Here is a 24,661-nt window from a genome sequence, read left to right as displayed (position 1 = left end):
TCCCCTTTTTATGTGGTGAGAGATGACGCGCCGGTCAGGAGACCAGCACGCTTGCAAACATGTCTTCGACTTCAGCATGGGCGGCGCGGATGTCGACCTTGAGATTGCCGAGGCGGGCCGTGCCGGCCGCGATCCGCTTGAGAGCGGCGTTCGTCAGCGGTCGGGCGGCCTTGGCGGCGGCTTCGCTTTCCCTGACGTCGCCATGGCTGTGGAGGGCGATGTCGAAGCCGGCGTCGAGCACCTGCCGGACGCGTTCCGGCAGGGTGCCGGAGAGCGATTCCATGAAGATGCAGTCGGAAATGAGCACGCCGTCATAACCCATCTCGTTGCGGATGACGTCGTGCATGACCGGCGAGATGGAGGCGGGTAGCTCCCTGTCGTAGGCGGAGTAGACGACATGGGCGACCATGGCCCAGGGCGTATCCTTCAGCGCCACGAAGGGCTTGAAATCGGTCGCAGCGAGCGTCTCGCGGCTGGCGTCGACCACCGGACGCTCCTTGTGGGAATCCAGCGTCGCGCGGCCGTGGCCGGGAATGTGCTTCATCACCGGCATGTTGCCGGTCTCGAGCAGGCCGTCGACCACCTCGCGGCCGAGGGCGGCGATGACATCAGGATCGGGGCCGAAAGAGCGGGCGCCGATGACCGCGCTCGTCGTCTCGAAGACGAGGTCGAGCACGGGCGAGCAGCCGCTGGAAAGGCCGAGTTCCGTCATCATCGCCCCCATGGCCTGGGAGGAAAGGCGCACTGCTTTTTTGCCGAGCGCGAAATCCCGGCGCGCAAGTTCGGCGAACTGGCCGAAGCTGCGGAAGAGCGGCCAGGGGCCGGCATCGAGATGCTGCACGCGGCCGCCTTCCTGGTCGGTGCAAACAGGCGCATCGTCGCGGCCGACGGCTTCACGGAAGCGTTCGATCAGCCGCTTGGTCTGCTCCGGCTCACGCTGATTGCGCCGGCCGACGAAGAGGCCGAGCGGATTGGTCTCGCGAAACAGGGCGAATTCATCGTCCGAAAGGACCGGATTGGGAAGGCCGACGAAAAGGGCGAGCGGGGTCGAGGACAATTCTGTAACTCCGGGATCAGATGGTCAGGTCGGCCATGCGTCTCAGCATGCCTTCGTAGATGCCCTTGTCGGGGGCGGGGATGGTGATGGCGCCTGCGGTCTTCGCGTAAAAATCGACCGGGCCGGCATCGCCGATGAAGGCATAGGCATGGCCAAGCGTCTTCATGGTCTGAAGGCAGGCGGAAAACAGGGCGAGCCCGATACCCTTGCCGCGGGCCTGAGGATCGACGCCGGTCGGGCCGAAGAAGCCGCGCGCCGTCGTGTCGTAACAGGCAAAGCCGAGAAGCTTGCCGCCGTCGACGGCGATCAGGCAGGCAACAGGCTGGCGGGAGAAGGCGACGGAGACTTCGCTTGCCCAGTTTTCGCTGAACTGCTGGCGAACCCATTCGACGACGAGATGCAGTTCCGGGGGGAGGGCCGGGCGGATGGAGACACCGACATGATCGGCTTTCCGATTCAGATCGGCAAGCTTTGTGGAGTATAGACTCACAAGCAGGTCTGGCACCGGTCATTCCTCCTCATATTCCGTTATTGCGGAATATATCCCCTTTTAATGTCATAGACTTGGCTATCTGGCTGGGCTTGTCAACTGCGTTTTTCAAATAGCGCGATGCTGCTCGCCACGATGCTCTCACTCAAAAGCAAGCTGGCTGCCGAAAGCAAAAACGGCCCGGGGAGCCCGAGCCGTTTCGATTGAAGGGGTGCGTCGATGATGGATGCTTATCCCGTGACTTTCCAAAGCGCATGAAAGTGCTGCACCGGCCCGTGGCCGGAGCCGACGGTGAGGCTTCCGGCAGCGGCGACCGCGCCGGCGAGGTAATCCTTGGCGATGGCGACCGCCTCCGGCACCGAGGCGCCCTTGGCAAGCTCGGCCGCCAACGCGCTCGACAGCGTGCAGCCGGTGCCATGGGTGTTCTTGGTCGGCACCCGCCGGGCTTCGAACCAGTGCAGGCCGTCGGCTGTGGCGAGCACGTCGGGGCTGTCGTCGCTGTCGAGATGGCCGCCCTTGACCAGCACCGCGGCCGGGCCGAGCGCCCGCAGGCTTTCGGCCTGCGCCGCCATCTCAGCCCGGTTTGTCGCGACCGGCTGGTGCAGCAGGGCGGCGGCCTCAGGCAGGTTCGGGGTCAGCAGTGTCGCGAGCGGCAGCATCCGGCGGGTCAGCACGTCAACGGCTTCGGGCGCAAGCAGGGCGGCTCCGCCCTTGGCGATCATCACCGGATCGATGACGATGGGAATGCCGCGCCCCTCTGCCAGAGCTGCGTCCAGTGCGGCGGCGACGGCCTCGGCGATGCCGGCATTGGCGATCATGCCGATCTTGACCGCATCGACGCGCACATCGGCAAAGACGGCCTTGATTTGATCGGCGACGAAGGGAGGCGGCACCAGATGCACGCCGGTGACCCCTTGGGTGTTTTGCGCCGTCAGCGCCGTCAGCACCGCCATGCCGTAGACGCCGCGGGCGGAAAAGGTCTTGAGGTCGGCCTGGATGCCGGCGCCGCCCGAGGGATCGGAGCCGGCGATGGAGAGGACGTTGCGGATCATGCGCGGGCCTTTCGAATTTCTGCGGCGATGCGGCGTGTGGCGGCTTCCGGATCCGGCGCGCCGCAAATGGCGGAGACGACGGCAAGCCCTCTTGCTCCTGCGGCAAAGACTTCGGCCACATGCTCCGCCTTGAGCCCGCCGATCGCAACCGAGGGCACCGGCGAAACCGCCACCAGCCTTGCCAGGCCGTGAAAGCCGATCGGCTGCTTGTGGTCGGCCTTGGTCGGCGTCGCAAACACCGGCCCGATGCCGGTATAATCGACGAGGCTGGGATCGACGCCAGCGGCAAGCGCCGCGGTTTCGACTGACAGGCCGAGGATCATGTCGGAGCCGATCATCGCCCGCGCTGTCGCCGCATCCATATCCTCCTGGCCGATATGCAACCCGTCGGCACCGATGGCGATCGCCGCCTCGACATCGTCGTTGACGATGAGCAGGGCGCCGGTGCCATCAAGCGCCTGTTTCAAGGCGCGTCCGGTCTCGATCATGCCGGCCGTGCCGGCATGTTTGTCGCGCAGTTGCACCATCGTCGCGCCGCCGGCTACGGCACGGCGCGCCGTTTCGACCATGCCGATCCCGGCGCAGAGATCGGGATCGAGGACGAGATAGAGCGAGAGGTCGAAAGCCTTCATACTGCCGATATCCTTGCCCTGGCGTCGAGCGTTTCAGCGTCGAGCGCGTTCAGCGCGTCGAGGAAGCGCCAAGCGAAGGAGCCGGGACCGGCTGCGCCGAGGGCGGCATCCTCGCCGGCGATAGCGAAGGTTGCAAGGGCGGCGACCGTCGCGCCGAAGATATCCTCGGGCACGGAGGCGGCAAAGGCGCCGACCAGGCAGGTCAGCGAGCAGCCGAGCGCCGTGACCTGCGGCATCAAGGCCGATCCGCCTGTGATGCGCACCGCCTGCTCGCCATCGGTGACGAAATCGACCGCGCCGGTGACGGCAACGACCGCCTGCTGCCGCTCAGCCAGCCATCGCGCCGTTCCTTCCGCCTGCTCGACCGGATCGCGGCTGTCGACGCCCTGGCCGCGGCTCTCCCCGCCGGCAAGCGCGATGATCTCGGAGGCGTTGCCGCGGATGATCGTGGGCTTCAGCGCCAGCAGATCGGCGACCGCTTGGCGGCGAAAGCCCGTCGCATAGTGGGCGACCGGATCGAGCACCCAGGGTTTGCCGGCCGAGTTCGCCGCCTTCGCCGCCGCCTGCATGCCGTCGATCCATTGCGGCGACAGCGTGCCGATATTGACGGTCAGCGCATTTGCGATGCCGGCGAATTCGCCGGCTTCTTCAGCAGCATGCACCATGGCCGGCGAGGCGCCCGCGGCCAAGAGTACATTGGCGGCGACATTCATGGCGACGTAGTTGGTGATGCACTGAACGAGCGGCGGCTTCTCGCGCATCGCCGTCAGCATGGCTCCTGGTGTGGTCCTGGTCTGCATGTGGCCCCTTTCAGGCGGGGGCGGGCACGGGGTCATTGGTGCGGTGAGCCGCGACCCCGAGCGACTCCCTCCGCCGGCATTATCCGGTTCAGGTTCGAAGGGTGCTTCTCAGCCCGTCTATCGACGGGCGCCCCTGTCTCTCATCACGCTCTTTTTCGCAGAGAACGGCGCGGATGTCATCTCGAAAATGACGGGGCGATGACGGCGCGGGGAGAGACGGGAGATCGCCGTCGATTCGGGTGTTGACCAGGTTTTCCCTAAGGCGGGCCGCAAATTCCGTCCCGGGCTGCGTTAGCAGTTGCGGTTTCGCCAGGCGGTTGTTCCCTTCTTTCCCAGATAAACAACAGCAGCAACCCCCGGGCGTAAGAAATTTCTGAATACATCTCCGTATTTGTGAGCGGTATCGTGAATGATGCAGGCGGCTTGAAACGTCTCTTCTTCAAAATGAGTGCAGCTCATCTTTCGCAAACTTTTCTGAATGCCCGATGGCGCCGAATTATTCATCCTATCCGTCTATACGCCTGATTTTCAATGCAAACGAGCAGATGGCCAGCTTCGCGTAAGTTGCGCGTCGTCTCATGTGTCTCGCCAATCGGTTTCATTCGAATTTCGGAATCTGTTGGCGATTTCGCTGCGACTGGGGACTCGGGCAAACGGGACGCAATCTCCCAGAACGCGAAGTAAATACCTAACGCAAACTTTACCGTGCTGACACGTTAGGGTTGACTGAAGTGTGGATTGTAGCGATATGACTTTTCACGAAAATAAAATCTTCCTGAAGTTGCATTTTAAATGAAGACATTTTTGAAAAGCGGCATGAAACGGGGCCTCCGGATTATCGCCCCCATCGTGATATCGATCGCCTGTGCGAGCCCATCCTTTTCGCAGTCTCCTGGCCTTCAAGAACCGGAACAGGCGCCGGCGATAAAATCGCAGAAATTCGACGACTGGTATTATCGCTGCACCGGTTCGGCAGGCGCTGAGGCCTGCGAAGTCGCACAGGTCGCGCAAGTCGCCAAGGACGGCAAGCCCGTCAATATCCTGACGCTGGCGATATCGGCGCCGCCGGCTACGCCTTCCGACAAGGGCAAGCCGCGACTGATGCTGACCGCGCTTCTGCCGCTCAACGTTTTCCTGCCCTCGGGCCTGTCGATCACGGCTGACGGCAAGCCGGTCGCCAAGCTCGATTACCGCAACTGCAACCAGACCGGATGCTGGGCGCAGCTGGCGCTGGACACGAAAATGACCGCAGCGCTGAAGAAGGGCGCCGCCGCCGAAGGGCTGGTACGGCTGATGAACGGCCAGGACGTCAATATCCGCTTCTCGCTGAAAGGGCTGAAGCCGGCCCTTGACGAGCTTCAGTCCGTTGCCGCGAAGTAGCCGAATTTCATCCATGACCACAGAAATTCGATACTTTCTGGTTGCTGGCGCCGCCCTCGCAGTTGCGATCGCGCCCGCCTACGCGCAAACGCCTGCCGATGATTTCAACCGCCGCCAGGAAGAGCAGTCGCAGACGCAGCGGCTGGATGCCCTGCGCCGCGCCACACCGGACGGCGGCGCGGATGCCGAAAACGGCGCTTTGCCCGGCGGTCCCGGCAATGGCGCCTGTTTCGACATCACGAGGGTCGAGATCGAGGGGGCGAGCCTGCTGTCGGCCCAGGAGATCGGCAAGGTGACGGCGCCTTACGGCAACCGCTGCGTCGGCCTCGCCGAGATCAATGCGGTTCTGAGGGATGTCACGCATCTCTATATCGATCATGGCTATGTGACCTCGCGGGCCTATGTGCCGCAGCAGGATATCCGCACGACCAGGATCCTCCGCCTGCTGGTCGTCGAAGGCACGCTCTCCGACATCTATCTCAACGGCCAGAAAGTGGCCGGCAACGCTTCGCTGGCGACCGCCTTTCCCGGTCTGATCGGCCGCGTCGTCAATATCCGCGATATCGAGCAGGGCCTCGACCAGATGAACCGGCTGCAGGCCAACGACGCCAAATCAGCCATGCTGCCCGGCCCGAAGGACGGAACCTCGATCCTCAACATCGAGAACCGGCCGGGCCGGCCCTGGCATGTCTCTGTCGGCAACAACAATATGGGGCAGCAGAGCACCGGCTTTTCCCGCAGCTCGGCATCGCTCGGCTACGATGACCTGCTCGGCATCAATGACCAGTGGAATTTCTCCTACGAACACAGCGGCCCGGACTATTCGTGGGAGAATGACGGAAATGGCTTTGGCAACAGTTATTCCGGCAGCGTCAGCGTCCCCTACGGTTATTCCACCCTCTCTCTGAACGGCTCCTGGTACCAATATGAAAGTGCGGTCGAAGGAAACTTCAGCACGCTCGAAACCTCCGGCAATTCGGGGCAGGCGGGCCTCGGCATCGATCGCGTTATCTCTCGCGACAAGGATTCGATCACCACGGTCCGCAGCGGCCTGACCTACAAACAGACCAACAACTTCCTGCTCGGCAATTTGATCGAGGTCGGCAGCCGCAGCTATACGGTCGGCGATATCGGCATCTCCCATTCCCGCCGCATGTTCGGCGGCATCTGGATGTTCGATGCCAGCTTTGACAAGGGGCTCGGTCTCTTCGATGCGGTCAACCCGGGGGATCCGGGTGCCGGCAACGCCGATCCGCGGTTTTCGAAATTCAACGCCACGGTCAGCGTCACGCAGCCCTTCCAGGCCGCCGGCCGGCAATTCGAATTCACCTCGCTGCTCAGCGGTCAATATTCCCCGGATAATCTGCTCGGCGCCGAACAGATATCCCTCGGCGGCTACGGCAATGTCCGCGGCACGCGCGAAGGCGTGCTCTTCGGCAACAACGGCGTGTTCAGCCACAACGAGATCGTCTGGAGAACGCAGTCCAACCAGGGCGGCGGCGGGGCTGCCAAGGCCTTCGGCGAACTGCGCCCCTATCTCGGCTTCGACTACGGCCATGTCTATGCGCAGAAGCGCTTCGATATATCAGGCGGCGATCTTGCCAGCTGGACGGCCGGCATCCGCACCGTCGGCGGCAATATCAGCGCCGACCTCGGCTATTCCGACATTATCGCAAGCAGCCTCGACGATGTCGATGGCGGGCTCTTTTATTTCAGCGCATCCGCTCATTGGTAACGAAAGCAGGACAATGACCACCCGCACTATTTCGACGAACAAGCCCGCCAACACCCTTTCAAGATCGACGGCGCTGATCCTTGCTCTTTCCATGTCGCTTGCCGGCTGCGCCGGGCGGGAGGCACGCCCGGTGTCTTCGACCAACCCGTCCGACAGCGCCTTCGATTGCGCCGGCATCGCACGCGAATTCGAGGCCAACGAACGGCAGATCTCCTCGACGGTGAAGGAGCGCACCGATGCGCAGGGGAAGAACATCGTGCTTGGGGCGACCGGTGTGCTGCTGTTTCTGCCGGCGCTGTTTTTCATGGACCCGAAATCGCCTGAGAAAGTCGAGATCGATGCCTTGCGCAACAGGAACAATGTCCTGACCAGCATCGCCAAATCGAAGGGCTGCCCGGCGCCGAAGTCCCAGCTGACCGAGCTCTACAAGCATCTCGACAGCAAGCCAAAGCCTGCCTCGTCGTCGGATAGCCGGAACTGAGCCCCGCAGACGAATTGAACTCGTGAATGAATTCCGGAGTTGCTTATGCGTATCGTGCGTTTTTAACCCTTCTCCTGCTGGCGGCGACACTGGCGTCCTGCGTCACCACCAGGACAGATCCTCGGCTGATTGCCGCCCTGCAGCGCACGTCCGTGCGCGAGATCAGGATCGAGCTGGCTCCCGACGTCAAGACATTCGGTTTTGGCGACAAGCCCGACCAGCAGGTCTCCGACGCGGTTCGCACCCTCCAAGCCACGATGTCGAAGGAACTGATCGGCGTGCCGGGCGGCCCTAACAGGGGCAGGTTGGTCGTGACGCTGCATGTGTTCGACGTCACCACCAAGCAGGCCCGCATTATCGGCGGCCATGACAGCATGATCGACGGAACTGTTCGGCTGGAGGATGTCAAGACCGGCCAATTGATCGCCCAGGCGCAGAACATCCATGGCGAAGACCTCTCCATGCGCGGAAGCGGTTACGGCGTGATCATCGCAGTCGCGGTCAATGCGGCGACAACCTCCGGCGCGCCTGATGTCATGGCGCAGCGCCTGTCCAAGTCCTTCACCCGCAATGTGAAGACCTGGCTCACCCAGAAATAACGAGACGAGGCGAGGCGCTGCCGGGGAAGGCAGCGCCGGGCCGTGATTGATGTCGAGACAAAAACCAGTTGTGCGTTTGGAAAGACGAAACGATGCGTGAAAAAACCGGTCTTGGTTCGAATGCCAGAGCCCTTGCTTACCGGTTTGGTAGGTTCGCCCATCGCTCACTGGCACTCGTGCTCAGCGCGCTGCTGGTCTTCCAGCCGATGCTTGCCAACGCCCAGTCGGTTTCAGCAAGCACCACGGCGCCGGCCGCCAATCAGCCGGGCGTCGGTTCGGCACCCAACGGCGTGCCGCTCATCGACATCGTCACGCCGAACAGCCAGGGCCTGTCGCACAACAAATACGACAATTTCAACGTCGGCACGCCGGGCCTGATCCTCAACAACTTCAAGGGCGAGATCGGCAACTCCAATCTCGGCGGCGTCACGCCCGGCAATCCCAATCTCAACAGCTCAGGGCCGGCATCGGTCATCCTCAACGAAGTCACCAGCGGCAACCGCTCGGCATTGAACGGCGCGATCGAAGTGTTCGGCGGGCGCGCCGATGTCGTCATCGCCAATCCGAACGGCATCACCTGCGACGGCTGCGGCTTCATCAACACGCCGCATGCGACGCTGACGACGGGGGCACCGCAGATCGGCGCCGATGGCAAGCTCAACGGCTTTAGCGTCAACGGCGGCGATGTCACCATCGGGCCGAACGGCGGCAATTTTTCCGCCGGATCCGGCGCGGTCGATCTGTTCGACATCGTCTCGCGCACCGTCCACGTCAACGGCCCGGTCTACGGCAAGTCGATGCGCGTGACGGCGGGTGCGTCCAATTTCGACTACGCGACGGGCGATGCTCAGGCGCTCGCGCCGATCTCCGGCACGCCGGAATATGCGATCGACGGCACCGCACTCGGCGCCATGCAGGCCGACCGCATCAAGATCGTCGTCACCGAGAATGGCGCCGGCGTGCGCATGAGCGGCGATCTCGCGGCCAACACCAATGAACTGTCTTTGTCGGCCGACGGCAAGATCTCGCTCGGCAACGTCTCGGGCGAGCAGGGCGTTTCGATCTCCTCGAAGTCGAAGGTGACGGCCTCCAAGGTCACGTCGAAAGCAAAGGCCACCATTGCGGCAGATCAGGGCATCACCCTCGATACGGTCGCCGCCGATGGCGATATCGCGCTTTCAGGCGGCAGCGGCCTGCTGAGTGTCGGCGGCGAGGTCAACAGCGCCGCCAACGTGCTGATGTCGTCGGCGGCCGGCATTTCTGCCGGCAGCGTCGTGGCGGGCAATGCGCTCACCCTGTCCAGCAGTGCGGGCAACATCCAGGTTTCAGGTGCGGTCAAGAGCGCCGATGCGCTGGCGATCACCGCGACATCTGGCGCGATCGCCGCAGCCTCGCTCGTCAGCGGCAGCGGCCTCACGCTGTCCGCCGGCGCCGATATCGGCATTTCGGGCGATGTGCTGGCGCAGGGCGACATCACGGCTTCAGGCGGTTCGATCACAGCCGCGACCGTCGCCTCCGGCGTCGATTTCGCCGCCACCGCCCAATCCGCCAACGGCACGCTGGTGCTGCAGCAGGCGGGTGACATGAGCCTAACCGCCACAAATGGTTCGATCGCCGTCAGCAATGCGCTGCTGAGCAGCGGCAATCTTTCGGCCGCGGCGAGCCAGAATATTGCCTATAACAAGCTCCAGAGCCTCGGCAGCGCAGCGCTCACGGCCGCGGGCCAGATCAGTTACGGCAATCCCACCAGCGCCACCGGCAACCTGGCCTTCACCACCACCAACGTCGATCTCTCCAATGGCGCCGCCGGCAACATCGCCGTCGGCGGCACGCTGACATTCAACGCCGATAGCGCCAATCTCAGCAACAACAGCCTCACGCTCGGGGGGCTCGCCCTCAATCTCACCGGCACGGCCGATCTGAGCGGCGCCAAGATCAATGCCATCACCGATGACGGTGGATCGGGCGACATCGTCATCAATGCCGACGGCCTCTCCACCTCCGCCGGCACGGCGCTGCTTGCCGACGACGACCTGACGCTGACGCTGCTGTCACTGACCAATGCCGGACAATTGGCGGCCAAAGATGATCTCACCCTCAATATTTCCGGCAATTTCACCAACAACGCCACCGGCCTTGCCTATGCCCGCAACGACGTCCGCCTGTTCATCGGCGGCGTGCTCACCAACGATCAGGGGGCCATCGTCGCCGGTAACGATCTTCAGATCGCAGGCGTCACATCGCCACAGAGAAACACGGCGGTCACCAATATTTCCGGCCTGATCCAGGCCGGAAACGACATGTCCATCCTGACCAGCAACCTGACCAACAAGCGGACCGCCACGCCGCAATGGACGACCGGGACGCTGATTTCCTCCGGCGTCGTCACCGGCTTCACGCTCAATCCCGCGGCCGCCGGCCTGCCTTTCGGCTATCTCGAGACCGCAGACCAGAACATGTTCCAGCTCTATGCCGGCGTCGATCCGGGGCTGTGGCAGGATTATGAGCCGCTGCTCTGGTCGAAGGCGACACTCGCCGACGGCACGACCTACCGCGCGTGGACCTGGATCTCGGCTGACGGACCGGAAAAGGTCACGCCGATCATCGACTGGATCAGGGCAAGGGTGCCGCGGGATGCGAACGGCAACCCGGTTGCCGATCCCAACAATCCGTCGCGCTATTTCATCGTCGACGAGGTGAATTTCAGCGGCTCGGACGAAAGCACCACCTATTCATGGGACTGGTCGTCCCATCTCAGCCAGTCGGTCTACGAGGACCGCCTGACCGGCACGCTCAGCCCCGAAGCGACGATCCGGGCGAGCCGCAACCTCACCATCGATGCCACCAATCTCACCAATTCCTACAGCTCGATCGAGGCCGGCGGCGACGCGACGCTGAAGGGCTCGACGCTGACCAACACCGGCGTCACCCTTTTCCGCACGACGACGACGACCTGCAGCGCCCAGGGCGCCTGCACTGCCTATGATGCCAGTGGCCACGCCAATCCTTCAAAGAACATCGCCAACGGCACAACGATCGTCAGCTCTGTCCAGGCGATCGGCGGCGTCTCGGCCAATATCAAGGCTCACGGGGCGCTCTCCGTCGATTTCGGCAGCGTCAACAACACCTCGGCAGCCGGCTCGATGGCCGGCGGCGCCAGCGTGACCGCCGCAAGCAACCCCGGCGATCCGTTGTCGGCTCTCAGCGGCCTGACGGCGGGCGGCGCCCTCTTCAACGTCAATACGGGTCTTGGCACCACCCTTGTCGCCTCGACCAATCCGCGATCGGGCGGTTTCGGCGACCCGATCCCGGGCCAGACCTTCCTGTTCGAAACCCGCGCCAAGTTCCTTGATGTCGGTACCTTCTACGGCTCCGCCTATTTCATGGACCTCATCGGCTATCAACCGGATACCACGGTTCCCTTCCTGGGCGACGCCTATTTCGAGAACCAACTGATCGACACGCAGTTGCGGCAGCTTGCCGGCCAGGGCCTGGGGCCGGGCTCCTTCATTCCCGGTAGCGATGCCACCGAGCAGGTCAAGAAGCTGCTCGACAATGGCGTCAAGTACGCCAACGACAATCATCTGCAGGTTGGCCAGACGCTCACTCCCGAAGCGGTCGCCAAGCTGACGGAGCCGGTCGTCCTCTATCAGAAGCAAGTGGTCAATGGCATCGAAGTGTGGGCGCCGGTCGTCTATCTCCCGAGCACGGCAACCGCGCAGCTGACCGCCTCCGGCGCGCTGATGTCGGGCTCATCCGTCACCATTGGCGGCGGCGCCATCAACAACTCAGGCGCCATGGTCGCGGCCAACGGCCTCTCCGTTTCCGGTTCTTCGATTGCGTCGAACGGCGGCAGCTTCAAATCAGGCAAGGACGTGTCGCTTTCCTCCTCCGGCTCGCTGACGCTGAGTGCGCAATCCATGGATCTCGGCGGCCAGGCGATGGTCAACCCGAACGCCGCCGTCACCGCCGGCGGCAACACGACGCTTGCCGCGGCGACCGACCTGACGCTGAAGGGTGCTGCCATCAATGCCACAGGCAACGCCTCGCTCACCGGCAAGAATGTGACGCTGGATGCCGTCAAGGTCGACAATGCGGGCCAGCAGAATGCCACCGGTACCCAGATCGCCAGCGGCGGAGCCCTGACGATCAAGGCAACGGACAACGTCAACGTCATCGGCAGCTCCGCCAAGGCGGGAACGACGCTTGACGTGACCGCCGACAACGGCTCTGTGGCCGTCGTCTCGACCGATGTCGCCCGCAACAACCAATCCGGCTACACCAGGACCCTCTCCACCGACCAGCAGCAATCGCAGCTTTCCGCCGGCACCAATGCAACGATCAAGGCCGGCGACGACATCCTGCTCTCCGGCTCCTCCGTCAAGGCCAAGGGCGATGTCGCGCTGAGCGCCGGCGACGATATCAATATCACTGCCGCCCAGGAACAATCGGCATCCACCTTCGGCAAGAAGTCCGCCTCGTCGATCACCCATGTCGGCTCGGAAATATCGGCCGGCGGCGACCTCTCGGTGACGGCAGGCAGCAGCAGCGGCGATCACGACCTCAACATTGTCGGCAGCCAGCTTGCCGCCGACGGCAAGGTCGGCCTCAAGGCCTTCGGCGAGGTCACGATCGCCGAAGCCACCGACACCGCGACCCTCGACACCAAGCTCAGCACCAAAGGCGGTTTCCTCGGCACGAGCGAGAAGACGACCACCCATCTGGAAACGACGACGGCCGTCGGCTCCGCCATCACAGGCGGTGCTGGCGTCGATATCACCTCGGGCAAGGACACGGTTATCTCGGCCTCGAAGATCGAAGCCGGCAAAGCCGACGGCACCGACCCGGCGGACCTCAACATCAGCGCTAAGGGCGACTTGATTATCGCCTCCGGCGAGGATACCAGCGCCAAGGACGACAAGGGCTCGCGCAGCGGCTTCCTGTCCAAGGGCTCGTCCAGCCACAAGAGCTACGACGAGACCACCGTCGCCTCCGAACTCGGTGCATCCGGCAACATCAATCTGACCGCCGACGGCGCGGCGGTGATATCGGGCTCGACGGCCAATGCCGACAAATCGATTTCCGTTACGGCCGACAGCGTCTCGATCATCGGGGCTCAGGAGACGCATGAGCTCGAGGAGCAGCGCAAGAAATCCGGCTTCGGCGTCGGCGGCGGTGGCGGGTTCATTTCGATCTACGGCAGCCAGCAGAACAGCGGCAATCAGGCCTCCGAACTCAACGTGGCATCGGTGCTGTCCGCCGGAACGGATGTCGCACTCAAGTCGCGCGACACCGACATCAACATCCTCGGCTCCCAGATCTCTGCGGACCAGAACATTAGTCTCGACGCTGCCCGCGATGTGAATATCACGCCTGGTGCCGAAAGCGCCTCGTCCGAGGAAAAGGAAAAACGCTCCGGCTTTGGCCTCTCCTTCGGTTCGAGCAGCGGCGGCTTCTCGATCGGCATTGGCATGTCTTCCGTCTCCGACACGACGAAACAAGGCTCGCAGACCAACGCGATGGCGACCCTTTCCGCCGGCAACGACCTGACCATCAAGGCCGGCCGCGACGCCAACCTGCAGGCTGCTGACGTCTGGGCCGACCGCGATGTGGCGATCACTGCCGCGCGGGATGTCAATCTGCTGAGCGCGGAAGACAAGTCGAACTACGAGAGCGTGCACGAACAGTTCTTCGCCGGCGTGACGCTGTCGGTTTCGACAGGGCTCGTCAGTGCAGGCCAAAGCATTGCGAATGCGGCACAGAAGATCACCGGCATCTCGGACGGCTATACGGCCGCCAATGCCGCCTTCGCCTCGCTGAAGGCCTACGACGCCCTCCAGCAGCTCTCCAGCATCGCCAAGGACGGCGGCAGCATCGCCTCTGCTTCACTGACAGCAGGCTTCAGCTATGAGAAGAGCAGCGCCTCCTCGTCCACTTCCACGCCCGTTGTCACCAGCGTGGGGGCCGGACGATCGGTCACCATCGAAGCCACGTCCGGCGATCTGACGGGACATGGTGCGCAGATAGCGGCGGGATATGGCTATGGCGATGTTGCATCCGACGACGACAAGGCGGGCGACATCACGCTGAAGGCCGGTCACGACATCATGCTGGAAAGCGCTCAAGCGACCAGCGAGGCGGGTAGCGACACCAAATCGGCGAGCGCCAGCTTCGGCGTAAGCGCGGGTATCGGCCTGCAAGGCGTGGGCGTAGGTGTGACCGGTGGCGCCAGCGCGGGAATGTCGAAATCCGATGCCACCTCGATCACACAAGTTAACAGCCATGTCACCGGCAGCGGCGACATCACGATCAGCTCCGGCAACGACACGACACTCAAGGGCGCCGTCGTTTCCGGCGATACGATCACGGCCGATGTCCGCGGCGATCTCAGCATCATCTCTACGCCCGATGTCGGCAGCAGCGCCAACAGTTCCGCCTCTGCCGGCTTCTCGTTGAGCGGGACGGTAGGAAGCAACTTTCTGCCTGTGACCACTCAGCTTTCCGGCTTGCAGTTCGGCGGCGGTCTCGGCTCGGGTGCAACGAACTGGATCAGCGAGCAATCCGGCCTCCTCTCCACCGGTAAAATGGATATCGAAGTCGGCGGCAACACTGATCTTCAGGCCGGCAAGATCATCTCCGACAGCGGCGACTTGTCGCTTTCGACCGATACGTTGACCTACAGCGATTTCCTCGGGCAGAAGGGCTATGAGGGCTTCAGCGCCCAGATCGGCATCGAGATTCCCGGCAACGAGTTGCCCGGTGCGCCGCCGGCCAACAACACTCTCGAAGGCACGTATCAGCTCGACGACACGCGCCAGACCGTCCGCGCAACCGTCGGCCCTGGCACCGTTACCATTCGTAACGAGGAGAAGCAGGCGGCCCTGGAGCAATCCGGAGCCACTGCGCCGCTCACCGACCTCAATCGCGATCCCGACAAAGCCTACGAGATCACACGCGACAAGCATATTGATCTGGAGATCTACCTTTCGACGCAAAGCGTCAATGCGCTTGCAGAAGGCATCCAGAATGCGTTCGCTCCGGGCGGATTCATTGATCGATACCTTCTTGGCAAGCGGCTTACGCCAGAGGAAGTCGCCAATGTCAAAGCTGGCGTCGATGCACTGGTAAACGGTGGTGAATTTGTCGGCTGCGGTCAGAAGCAGGGTTTCAACCTGCTCGACCTCTTCTTCACGCCCGCTTACGCCGAAGATTTTTCCACGGATTGCACGATCAGGCAGCCGAACGGCGAGTTTATCCATCTGGGCATCCAGACTTATCAAGCGTGCCAGGATGCGATTTACGCTTATCTCAACTCCCTCGATACCGAGGAACGACTGAACGTTATCAAGGCTGCCGCTTTTGCGTCTTACACCGACAATCCCACCAATGGGGAAAGCTGGGTGAAGAACGGTTGGCTGTTGGATGCAATCGCTAAGCTTGATGGTGGATCCAGCGGCCCGGCCTATGAAGCATATCTTCAAGCAACGCACGATGCGGCCGTCGTCAAAGAGCAGTTGGATCAAGAGCAATGGGCTGCTTCGAACAACATTTTGAACGACCCTTCGACGACTTTGTCTCAGAAACTTCAGAAATTGGAAGATGCCGGCATCAATGTGAATGCCGTTATCGCAATGGCGATCCTAGGAGGGGTTGTAAATGGCAGTTCAACTTCTTTCTGGTCGTCTTCGGGCACAAAATCGGCTGTCCAAAATGCGTATGCCCATTGGACGAAGCATTCTGCGGAGTTCCCCGAGTTCCAAAACTCGGTTGAGTATGTGCAGGGTGCGCAGACGTTCGTATCCAATCCACCACCTGGGACGTTAACGAAGAATCGCACAGGCGGGGACACTTTGTTGTACGATCCCTCAACAAATACATTCGCCATACGAAACGCAAATGGTGCCCCTCGCACAATGTTCAGACCAACAGCAGGTATGGCGTACTGGAATAAGCAATGAGAAAAGAAAATTTAAAAAAATTCAAATGCCCATGTTGCGGTTGCCAAACGCTAACCGAAATTAGCCGCTATGAAATCTGCGACGTTTGCGGCTGGGAGGACGATCCCGTGCAATCATCAGATCCAACGTTTGCTGGGGGCGCAAATCAGGTGAGTCTGGATCAAGCACGCGTTGTCTGGCAAACCAAACTCAAGAAGCAATAGCGCCATACGGAGCAGTTCAGATAGGGTCGCCGATAAGCTTCCATTCGGACGAGCAGCAAACTATGGATCGAGAATATGCAAGGACAATCGTGGACTATCTCTATGATGAAGGAGATAGGGATATAATATTCTTCGGGTTCATCATCGGTGTCGTTAGCTTCGACAGAGAGGATGCTCCATACGAAAAATCTGAAGCCGACAGATTTAACCACGCACTCCGGCTGGCAAATTTCCTGATTTCTGAAGGAGATTTTAGTCCTGGAAAATCCATCCGCCAGGAAAATGGTAACTTTAGAAAAACCTTATACGAAGGTGGATTTGAGGAGTTTCGCCAAGATTTAGAGAATTTATTTGATGGAGGCGGCATCGACAATATCGATCTCGTTGCCGGTCCTTGGTTGATCAAAAACAATATTGGCAAGTCTGCGCCAACCGTCCCGGACAGCATTTCTGAATTATTTGGATGACTCAACCATGGATAAGCCTTTGACCTTGCTCCGTTGAAATAATCCATTTTGAAGTAAGCTCTGGCCCGTTGTGAGGTGTGGATCGGGAAAAACACCTCAAGCTTGGGAAGCAGTCTAATTGACCATCGAAGAATGCAACCCCGCCTCAGGCGAAGGTCCTCGGAGGAACAAACTGGCCGCAACGCGGCTATATGCGATCCTCGCGCGGGGAGCGAGAACGGGTGTTATATTCCGTCGCGGACCGAGCAGACAGGTGCAGCTAATTCGTTGGGACCTGCGCAACGATACTTTTGAACATGGGCAATGGTTCAAGGGACGCATCTACGAACGACGCTGCGATCTTTCCCCGTCCGGCCGACTGCTGGTGTATTTCGCGGCGACAAATCGCGCGCCCTACGGAAGCTGGACAGCAATATCAAAGCCGCCATTCTTTACGGCGTTGGCCCTTTGGCCGAAAGGGGATGCCTGGGGCGGCGGCGGCATTTTCGAGGATGAGGAAACACTGCTTTTGAATCATTGCCCCGAGTGGGAGGCCAGCTTCAAACTCGCCGATGGATTCCGGCTAAAGCCGGGAATGCATGTCAAACCGTGCGGGAACCGGCCAGGCCGCGGTGAGGACGAACCCATCAATGGCCTGCTGCGCGAGCGCGATGGTTGGCGGGTGATCGAGATCGGTGAAGAGCAGTACTGCGGTTTGAATGCGACTGAAATTTTTCGCTTTAGCCAGCCGCGTGTTGAGGAAAAGGTCGGTTCTAACGGTCGGCGGCTCCAGATGATCCTCCACGCGATCGGTCGCAGGCAAAAGGCGTGGTACGGCCTCGATTATCGCGTGATTGATCGCGACGGAACCCTGCTCATCGATCTCCCTGAGAGCGATTGGGCGGATTGGGACGGCGGCGACCTTGTGTTCGCCCGGGGTGGCTGCATCTACCGATTGTCGAAAAGCCAATTCCGATATTATGCCGACAAGCGCGAAGATGCCTTTCAGCGCCTGTATGATTTCAGGGATGCCCGCTTTACTGCTGTGGCGCCCACGCCCGCTGCACTCCAATATTGATGGAGCCAGCGGTTCAACAACAGCCGAGGTACTCGCTACCGGATGAAAGTCGAGTGGCGGGGCAGCCGCTAAAAGTTCCGGGTTTCATGCGAAGCCCGAAATAGGAGATGCGATTGTCGCGCAGATTTGAGGAAATCGAATCGTCATTCCAATGCTTAATGGAAGCAGCACGAACAGAGCTGTCTGAATCGGAATGTGCCGAGATACAGGAATATGTTGATGTCGGTGAGTACGGACTCGCGTTGAGAACAGCATTTGCGATTTATGCCGAGGAAAACAAGATCGCGAGCATTGCGGTAAGAGAATTGATTCATCGTTTGGCGAGCGCAATGGCTATTGACGTTGATCAATTGCTGGGGCGCTTACCGAATTGAGAAATATTCGGATATTTAACTCTGGGGATGGTTATCTTGGAGCTGGTGGCTTTGATACGCGACGCAACAAAAAGACGATATTGCCGATGCAAGATTTTATCGCAGGTATCTGGATGTCCCGAAATAAATTGGTCGCCGCCGTTTTCTGTGCGGTCGTTGCGCTGCCGGGGTCCGCGTTCGCTACGGATTCGGAACAGCTGATATTTGCACTCGAACGGTTCAACGACGGCAGCGGCGCTCAGCAACTGGCAATCAAACTGGCCGGGCTGGTTGAGAAGGCCGATAGGCCTGGTTTGAATGCGCTTAGCAAGCAAATCCAAGCCGAGGATGGGCCCCTTGCTTTCTGACTTAGCGGGCGTGGGGGAGCTTGGAGAGGCTGAACAGCGGAAGGTTGCGCTGGCCATGCGGCCATGCCAAACCGCGAATGTGTTGATCAGAGCAATCGCCATTGCGATTGGAGACGGGCGGTTCCAGCCCATAGTCAGAGGCGGAACGGTCATGATTGACGGCACAGAAGTTGATTCCAATTTCGCAAAACACATGTGGACGTGCGAGCTCCTCAGGCAATTGCCCCATAAAACGTCAATCGGCTCCAAATGCCTGATGACTGTAAGCGCGTAGGCCACCCCACGTATCTTTCGGACTGCTGATCGGCGATTTTCTGCGTGAGTCATGCGGAGAGTCCTATGAGTGATAGTGTGAATCAGCCTCGAACCTTTGAGGTTTTGACGGCAGAACCCGTCCGGCGTCGCCGCAAGCCGCGTGACTGGTCGGATGACGAAAAAGCGCGGATCGTCGCCGCGACGCTGCAGCCTGGGGCCAATGTCTCGGCGGTTGCCCGGTCTGAAGGCCTGGATCCGTCGCAGCTTTATGGATGGCGTCGCAAGGCACTGGCATCGGGCGTTGTTGCGCCCCTGACGGCGGGAACGGGCAAGCAGATCAAGTTCGCGCGGGTTGAAACGGTAAGCAACGGTTCGGTCGATATTGTCATTGCGGATATGGTCGTGCGCGTCGGCGGCGATTTTGACCCCGATCACCTGGTGAAGGTTCTGCGGGCGGTTCGCAAGGCATGATCGCTTCGGGTGTGGTGGTCTATGTGTCGTGCCAGCCGGTCGACTTCCGCAAGGGAGCCGCCTCTTTGATGGCGCTGGTGCGGGATGGCGGTCTCGATCCCTTCAATGGCGCGCTTTACGTCTTCCGGTCGAAACGGGCCGATCGTATTCGCATTGTCTGGTGGGATGGCAGTGGGGTCTGCCTCTATTCGAAAACCCTGGAAGATCAGGGCTTCTGCTGGCCGGGCATATCGGCGGCACGGATCCGTCTGGACCATTCTCAGCTGATGGCGTTGCTGGCCGGAATGGATTGGAAAAAGATCCGCCCGACCAAGGTCAGGCGCCCCTTGTTGACGGGCTGACAGCGCCTGCGGCAAGATGAATCATGCCGCTGTAATGGTTGGGAAAACGGCTGTTTTTGTGCTCTACTTATTGCCATGGATTTGCCCCCTCACGACCTGCCGGACGACGTTGACGCACTGAAGGCGATGGTCCTCGCGATGGCGCGCGAGCAGGCTGCGAAAGAAGCCCGACTGAAGGCCGCTGAAGCTGAGATCGCCCGGCTGGAGGCGGTGGAGAAGAGCGCCAACGAGCGGATTGCCAACCTCACATCGATCTTGAAGGTTCTGCAGCGCACCCAACATGGCACCCGTTCCGAGCGACTGCGCCTTGGCGTCAACGACGAACAGGTGTCCTTTGCCTTCGAGGAAGTCGAGACCGGCCTTTCGGCAATCCAGAGCGAGCTTGATCACGCGGCCAAGGACAAGCCGAAACGGGCAGCACGTCCGCGCAAGGGTTTTGCCGCTCATCTCGAACGCATCGAGGAAGTGATCGAGCCGGAGATCCCTGCTGAATACGTGGGCTTGGAAAAGGTCCTGATCGGTGAGGATCGCTCCGAACGGCTGGATGTCGTGCCGCCGAAGTTCCGGGTCATCGTGACGCGCCGCCCCAAATACACCTTCCGCGGCCACGATGGCGTGCTCCAGGCTTTGGCACCGGCGCACATCATCGAAAGCGGCCTGCCGACGGAGCGGCTGCTCGCCTATATCGCCGTCTCCAAATACGCCGACGGCCTTCCGCTTTACCGGCAGGAGGCAATCTATCTACGCGACGGTGTCGAGATCAGCCGATCGTTGATGGCCCAGTGGATGGGGCATCTGGGCTTCGAACTTCAGATTTGCGCCGATTACATCCTTGAGCGCGTCAAGGAGGGTGAAAGGATCTTCGCCGACGAAACGACCTTACCCACTCTTGCGCCCGGCTCGGGGAAAACGACGAAGGCCTGGCTTTGGGCTTATGCTCGCGATGATAGACCCTATGGTGGAACCAGCCCGCCGATGGTGGCCTATCGGTTTGAGGACAGTAGGGGCGCTGACTGCGTGGTGCGTCATCTCGCCGGATTCAGCGGCATCCTGCAAGTTGACGGCTACTCGGCCTATACCAGTCTCGCCAAGACGCGTGCCAAAGACGGCAGCAATGAAACGATCCGGCTCGCAGGATGCTGGGCGCATCTTCGCCGCAAGTTTTACGACCTTCACATCAGTGGTGTCTCAAAGGCTGCAACGGACACGATCATCGCGATGACCGAGCTGTGGCGCATCGAGGATGAGGTCCGCGGTCGGGATGCCGACAGCCGTTCCATGCTGCGTCAGGAAAAATCTGCAACCATCGTCTCCGAACTCTTTGATCTTTGGGAGAAGGAGCTGGGCAAGGTCTCTGGCAAGTCCAAGACCGCCGAAGCAATCCGTTACGCGCTCACCCGGCGCGAAGCACTGGAGCGCTTCCTGACGGACGGCCGGATCGAAATTGACTCCAATATCGTCGAGCGCGCGATCAGGCCCCAAACAATTACGAGAAAGAACAGTCTATTCGCCGGCAGCGAGGGTGGTGGACGCACATGGGCGACCGTCGCCACCCTCTTGCAGACAGCCAAGATGAACAACGTCGATCCGCTCGACTGGCTCTCCCAGACATTGACCCGCATCGCTCAAGGCTGGCCGGTATCCGAGCTCGAGGCGCTTATGCCGTGGAACTTCAGGCCTGACGCCATCAGCTAACCGCTTACTGATGACTGGCGTTTGCAAGGACGACCCTGACCTATGAGCCGTGTGCCTGTGTTTATGTAGAAGTTGACCGCCACTCGGTGTCTGACGGTAGCGCCGGATTGTGCTGTGTCAACGCACGGCAGATTGTCAGATGCAGTCGAAATAAGCGCCAAGCTTATCCGGATATTGCCGCAAGTCACGACGAGGTGTGTATGGAAGTTGAGAAACAGCTGATCAAGCTCATCAGTGATTTCAGCGGACGCCTGCCCGAGAAATATATCGGCGAATACATATCCCTTGCGAAGCACAATGAGTGCGCAGTCGCATTAGAAAATCTATGCACGCAATTGTACGAGCATGACGTGGTGCCGGCTCCAGGGGAACTGATCACCATTCGGGAGCTAGCCGAGGAACTGAAACTGCAGGAAGATACATGGCACTTCCTCAGGCATTCGAATTCGTGAGCTCGGTGCAAGGGCGACAACGGTGAACAAACTTCCAAACTGGCTTGTCCTCAATATCTGGCGAAATCTACCGGGAGAGATTTACCCAGCGATTAGGGCCATCGCCGTCGAATTCGATAAAAAGGCCCTTCTCATAAGATATTATCTGGAGCGTGAGCCAACTGAGTTTGATATCGAAAGCGCGGAAGTATTATCCACAAACGTTTTCGCCTCTGCCGGACCGGAACTGATCGAACGTATCGATACGGAATGTTCCCACGCAACGCGGCTCTTCAAAGATTTGGACGCATTGTCTGGGTTTGTATATTGCCGTCGAGAATACGACATGCCCGACTGAGGATGGCTGTGTCTCTTGTTCCAGGTGGCGGGTGGCGCTTGAACGCATCACAGCGTTCCTCAACTCAAATCATGCAGGTCCGTCGTAATCGCCGGGCCGATCGAAAATTCCGAAAACCGCACCGTCAATCCACTCCGCTCCGGCGTACAGGCGGTCGGCCCCACCTCGTAACCGTCGGCGATCGGGAAGGGCGCTAGCCGCAAGAGCGGCCAGAAGCTCCCGTCACGCGAGGCCTGGATGCGCAGGGCGCCGCTTGCGAGAGTGACACGGATGTGGAAATCTTCCAGTTCCTTGAAGGGGTGCGACACCGACCAGTCGGATTGGCCGTCGGTGACGACGGTGCTGAGGAAGGCTTCGCCGTCGGTGAATTCGACGCCGGTTTTCATCCAGCGGTTTTCGTCGAGACGCACCATCAGGCCGGCCTGGTCGTAGAGGGTGCGGAATTCGCCTTGGATGCGGATCTGGGCGGTGAAGCTCTCGGGCGTGGGAAAGGCGAGGAAATGGCCGCTGTCGCGGGTGAAGCCGTAATAGGTCTCGCGCCAGAAATCGGTCTTCTCCCCGGTCGTCAGGGTGAGGGCGGTGTCGTCCACGCGCCAGTTGGCCGGTTCGTTCAGCCATTTTCCACCGTTGAAGTCGATGTTCATTCCATCCTCGCCTTATTGACGCTCTGCCGCTGCCGATTCTTCAGCCCGCATCATGCGCAGCCTTTGCGCGGGTGGCCAGCCCATGCCGGTGATACGGTGGGCTTTCGCCATCCTGATCCTCGTCCCACGATATAATCCGCGGCTTCCGCTTGACACCACCACTTCATCTCTTATTCTGTTACAAAAAGATGAATTACATAATTGTGGAACTAAACGGGAGCCATCACATGAAAACGCTTGTCGCATTCCTGCTCGGCACTGCGCTTGTCGCCCTGCCCTCGACCCTCTTTGCCCAGGAAAAGGGCGGCGTCATCAATGTCGCGACGATCGGCGAGCCGCCGACGCTCGATCCTATGTCGTCGACGGCCGATCTCGTCGGCATCGTCACGCAGCATATTTTCGAAACGCTCTATACGTTCGACAAGAGCTGGAACGTCACGCCGCTGCTGGCCGAAAGCCTGCCTGAGATCAGCGCCGACGGCAAAACCTATACGATCAAGCTCAGGACCGGCATCAAGTTCCACGACAATAGCGACATGACCTCGGACGATGTCGTCGCCTCGCTCGGCCGCTGGATGAAGATCGCCTCGCGCGGCAAGCAGGTGGCCGGCTTCATCGACAAGATCACGGCTGCCGATCCCGCAACCGTGACGATCACGTTGAAGCAGCCCTATGCGCCGCTGACCTCGCTGCTTGCCTTCAACAATTCGGCCGCGATCATCATCCCTGCCGAAAAACAGGACGAGCCGATGAAGGAGTTCATCGGCACCGGCCCCTATATGCTGAAGGAGCGTAAGGCCGACCAGTATATCCAGCTCGTCCGCTTCGACGGCTACAAGTCGCGCGAAGGCGACAGCAACGGCTATGGCGGCGCCCGCCATCAATATCTCGATGAAATCCGTTTCGTGCCGGTGCCGGATCCGAATACCCGCGTCGAGGCCGCGATCTCCGGCCAGTATGATTATGTCGATTCGATCGCCGTCGAATCCTACGACAAGGTGAAGGCCTCCACAACCTCGCAGCCGGTCATGCTAAAACCCTTCGGTTATCCGGTCTTCGTCTTCAACACGAAGGAAGGTGTTGCCGGGAATGTCGAGGTGCGCAAGGCGATCCGCCAGGCGCTCAGCATGGAAGACATGCTGGCCGCGGCCTTCGGCAGCAAGGATTTTTATGCGCTCGACGGTGCCATCTATCCGAAGACATTCTCCTGGTCGACCGATGCCGGCGTCGAGGGCGCCTATAATGTCGCCGATCCGGAAGGGGCGGCGGCTGCCGCCAAGAAGGCCGGTTATAACGGCGAGCCGATCCGCATCCTGACCAGCCGCCAGTATGAATTCCATTACAAGATGGCGCAGGTCGCCGCCGAATATCTGAAGCTTGCCGGCTTCACCGTCGATATGCAGGTGGTGGACTGGGCGACGCTGACGCAGCGCCGCACCGATCCGAAGCTCTGGGATATCTACATCACCCACAGCCCCTTCCTGCCGGAGCCGGCGCTGATCGGCTCGCTTTCGACCAGCTCTCCCGGCTGGTGGGATACGCCGGCGCGCAAGGCCGCGGTCGACGCCTTCACCTCGGAAGTCGATCCGAAGAAGCGCGTGGCGCTCTGGGCCGATGTCCAGAAGGCGATCTATGCCGATGCGCCCTTCATGAAGATCGGCGATTTCAACGCGGTTTCGGCGAAATCGGTCAAGCTCGAAGGCGTCGATCCGGCTCCGTGGCCGTATTTCTGGAACGCCTCGATCAAGAAGTGATGGAGCGATTTCGGTGCTTACTACTTGCTCCCTCATTCCTGTCCTCGGGCTTGACCCGAGGGGTGTCACAGGAATCCAGC

The 24,661-nt window shown here is 60.6% G+C and carries 21 protein-coding genes, 1 pseudogene and 1 riboswitch; of the genes and pseudogenes, 15 read left to right on the top strand and 7 right to left on the bottom strand.

Annotated features, from left to right (window positions below; translation table 11 throughout):
• Positions 1-34 precede the first annotated feature (34 nt).
• The 5 genes from CO657_RS29545 to thiM form a co-directional block, all read right to left on the bottom strand.
• On the bottom strand, positions 35-1,057 hold the full coding sequence (locus CO657_RS29545; RefSeq protein ID WP_054185063.1) for a glycoside hydrolase family 3 N-terminal domain-containing protein: 1,023 nt from the start codon (positions 1,055-1,057) through the stop codon (positions 35-37).
• 16 nt (positions 1,058-1,073) lie between these two features.
• Positions 1,074-1,562, bottom strand: a complete 489-nt coding sequence (locus CO657_RS29540) for a GNAT family N-acetyltransferase (RefSeq protein WP_054185064.1) — start codon at positions 1,560-1,562, stop codon at positions 1,074-1,076.
• Positions 1,563-1,777: 215 nt separating this feature from the next.
• The gene (thiD, locus tag CO657_RS29535; RefSeq protein WP_054185065.1) at positions 1,778-2,599 is read right to left on the bottom strand and encodes a bifunctional hydroxymethylpyrimidine kinase/phosphomethylpyrimidine kinase; all 822 of its coding nucleotides are present in this window, start codon (positions 2,597-2,599) and stop codon (positions 1,778-1,780) included.
• Positions 2,596-3,231: a thiamine phosphate synthase gene (thiE, locus tag CO657_RS29530; RefSeq protein ID WP_054185066.1), complete on the bottom strand. Its 636-nt coding sequence runs from the start codon at positions 3,229-3,231 to the stop codon at positions 2,596-2,598. The genes thiD and thiE overlap by 4 nt, the downstream gene beginning before the upstream one ends.
• Positions 3,228-4,031: a hydroxyethylthiazole kinase gene (gene thiM, locus CO657_RS29525; RefSeq protein WP_054185067.1), complete on the bottom strand. Its 804-nt coding sequence runs from the start codon at positions 4,029-4,031 to the stop codon at positions 3,228-3,230. The genes thiE and thiM overlap by 4 nt, the downstream gene beginning before the upstream one ends.
• A 48-nt stretch (positions 4,032-4,079) precedes the next feature.
• Positions 4,080-4,176, bottom strand: a riboswitch (TPP riboswitch).
• Positions 4,177-4,823: 647 nt separating this feature from the next.
• On the opposite strand from thiM, the gene CO657_RS29520 reads away from it, so the two are divergent.
• The 9 genes and pseudogenes from CO657_RS29520 (at position 4,824) to CO657_RS29480 (ending at position 18,285) form a co-directional block, all read left to right on the top strand.
• The gene (locus CO657_RS29520) at positions 4,824-5,411 is read left to right on the top strand and encodes an invasion associated locus B family protein (protein WP_054185068.1); all 588 of its coding nucleotides are present in this window, start codon (positions 4,824-4,826) and stop codon (positions 5,409-5,411) included.
• 13 nt (positions 5,412-5,424) lie between these two features.
• Complete coding sequence (locus CO657_RS29515) at positions 5,425-7,146, top strand: ShlB/FhaC/HecB family hemolysin secretion/activation protein (RefSeq protein WP_054185069.1); 1,722 nt, start codon at positions 5,425-5,427, stop codon at positions 7,144-7,146.
• Positions 7,147-7,159: 13 nt separating this feature from the next.
• The gene (locus CO657_RS29510) at positions 7,160-7,627 is read left to right on the top strand and encodes a hypothetical protein (RefSeq protein ID WP_054185070.1); all 468 of its coding nucleotides are present in this window, start codon (positions 7,160-7,162) and stop codon (positions 7,625-7,627) included.
• Between the two features lie 45 nt (positions 7,628-7,672).
• Positions 7,673-8,226 (top strand): annotated as a pseudogene (locus CO657_RS29505) (hypothetical protein).
• A 92-nt stretch (positions 8,227-8,318) separates the two neighbouring features.
• Positions 8,319-16,184: a hemagglutinin repeat-containing protein gene (locus CO657_RS29500; RefSeq protein ID WP_082366340.1), complete on the top strand. Its 7,866-nt coding sequence runs from the start codon at positions 8,319-8,321 to the stop codon at positions 16,182-16,184.
• Complete coding sequence (locus tag CO657_RS29495) at positions 16,181-16,387, top strand: CPCC family cysteine-rich protein (protein WP_082366341.1); 207 nt, start codon at positions 16,181-16,183, stop codon at positions 16,385-16,387. The genes CO657_RS29500 and CO657_RS29495 overlap by 4 nt, the downstream gene beginning before the upstream one ends.
• 89 nt (positions 16,388-16,476) lie before the next feature.
• Positions 16,477-16,854: a hypothetical protein gene (locus CO657_RS29490; protein ID WP_128715629.1), complete on the top strand. Its 378-nt coding sequence runs from the start codon at positions 16,477-16,479 to the stop codon at positions 16,852-16,854.
• A gap of 118 nt (positions 16,855-16,972) precedes the next feature.
• Entirely contained in the window at positions 16,973-17,911 is a 939-nt protein-coding gene (locus tag CO657_RS29485; RefSeq protein WP_245293014.1) for a hypothetical protein, read from the top strand.
• Positions 17,912-18,024: 113 nt separating this feature from the next.
• Complete coding sequence (locus tag CO657_RS29480) at positions 18,025-18,285, top strand: MafI family immunity protein (protein ID WP_164918693.1); 261 nt, start codon at positions 18,025-18,027, stop codon at positions 18,283-18,285.
• On the opposite strand, the gene CO657_RS36945 is transcribed toward CO657_RS29480, so the two are convergent.
• Complete coding sequence (locus CO657_RS36945; protein WP_156339796.1) at positions 18,258-18,827, bottom strand: hypothetical protein; 570 nt, start codon at positions 18,825-18,827, stop codon at positions 18,258-18,260. The genes CO657_RS29480 and CO657_RS36945 overlap by 28 nt on opposite strands.
• A gap of 144 nt (positions 18,828-18,971) precedes the next feature.
• Between CO657_RS36945 and CO657_RS29470 the strand changes: the two genes are divergently transcribed.
• The 5 genes from CO657_RS29470 (at position 18,972) to CO657_RS29450 (ending at position 22,183) form a co-directional block, all read left to right on the top strand.
• Entirely contained in the window at positions 18,972-19,358 is a 387-nt protein-coding gene (locus CO657_RS29470) for a transposase (RefSeq protein ID WP_054186396.1), read from the top strand.
• Complete coding sequence (gene tnpB / locus CO657_RS29465; RefSeq protein WP_003495066.1) at positions 19,355-19,699, top strand: IS66 family insertion sequence element accessory protein TnpB; 345 nt, start codon at positions 19,355-19,357, stop codon at positions 19,697-19,699. The genes CO657_RS29470 and tnpB overlap by 4 nt, the downstream gene beginning before the upstream one ends.
• Before the next feature lie 75 nt (positions 19,700-19,774).
• The gene (gene tnpC / locus CO657_RS29460; protein WP_128715578.1) at positions 19,775-21,394 is read left to right on the top strand and encodes an IS66 family transposase; all 1,620 of its coding nucleotides are present in this window, start codon (positions 19,775-19,777) and stop codon (positions 21,392-21,394) included.
• A gap of 200 nt (positions 21,395-21,594) precedes the next feature.
• Positions 21,595-21,846 (top strand): MafI family immunity protein, encoded by a 252-nt coding sequence (locus CO657_RS29455; protein WP_054184494.1) that lies wholly within the window; start codon positions 21,595-21,597, stop codon positions 21,844-21,846.
• 22 nt (positions 21,847-21,868) lie between these two features.
• The gene (locus CO657_RS29450) at positions 21,869-22,183 is read left to right on the top strand and encodes a MafI2 family immunity protein (protein ID WP_054184495.1); all 315 of its coding nucleotides are present in this window, start codon (positions 21,869-21,871) and stop codon (positions 22,181-22,183) included.
• A 59-nt stretch (positions 22,184-22,242) separates the two neighbouring features.
• Here the strand turns inward: CO657_RS29450 and CO657_RS29445 are convergent, their stop codons facing one another.
• On the bottom strand, positions 22,243-22,827 hold the full coding sequence (locus CO657_RS29445) for a DUF1349 domain-containing protein (RefSeq protein WP_054184496.1): 585 nt from the start codon (positions 22,825-22,827) through the stop codon (positions 22,243-22,245).
• A 227-nt stretch (positions 22,828-23,054) separates the two neighbouring features.
• On the opposite strand from CO657_RS29445, the gene CO657_RS29440 reads away from it, so the two are divergent.
• Positions 23,055-24,581 (top strand): ABC transporter substrate-binding protein, encoded by a 1,527-nt coding sequence (locus tag CO657_RS29440; RefSeq protein ID WP_054184497.1) that lies wholly within the window; start codon positions 23,055-23,057, stop codon positions 24,579-24,581.
• Positions 24,582-24,661 lie beyond the last annotated feature (80 nt).

Source organism: Rhizobium acidisoli (assembly GCF_002531755.2).
In the GTDB taxonomy this organism is placed as follows: domain Bacteria; phylum Pseudomonadota; class Alphaproteobacteria; order Rhizobiales; family Rhizobiaceae; genus Rhizobium; species Rhizobium acidisoli.
The sequence above is the reverse complement of the archived record's forward strand: the minus strand, read 5'-3'. Positions and strand labels throughout refer to the sequence as shown.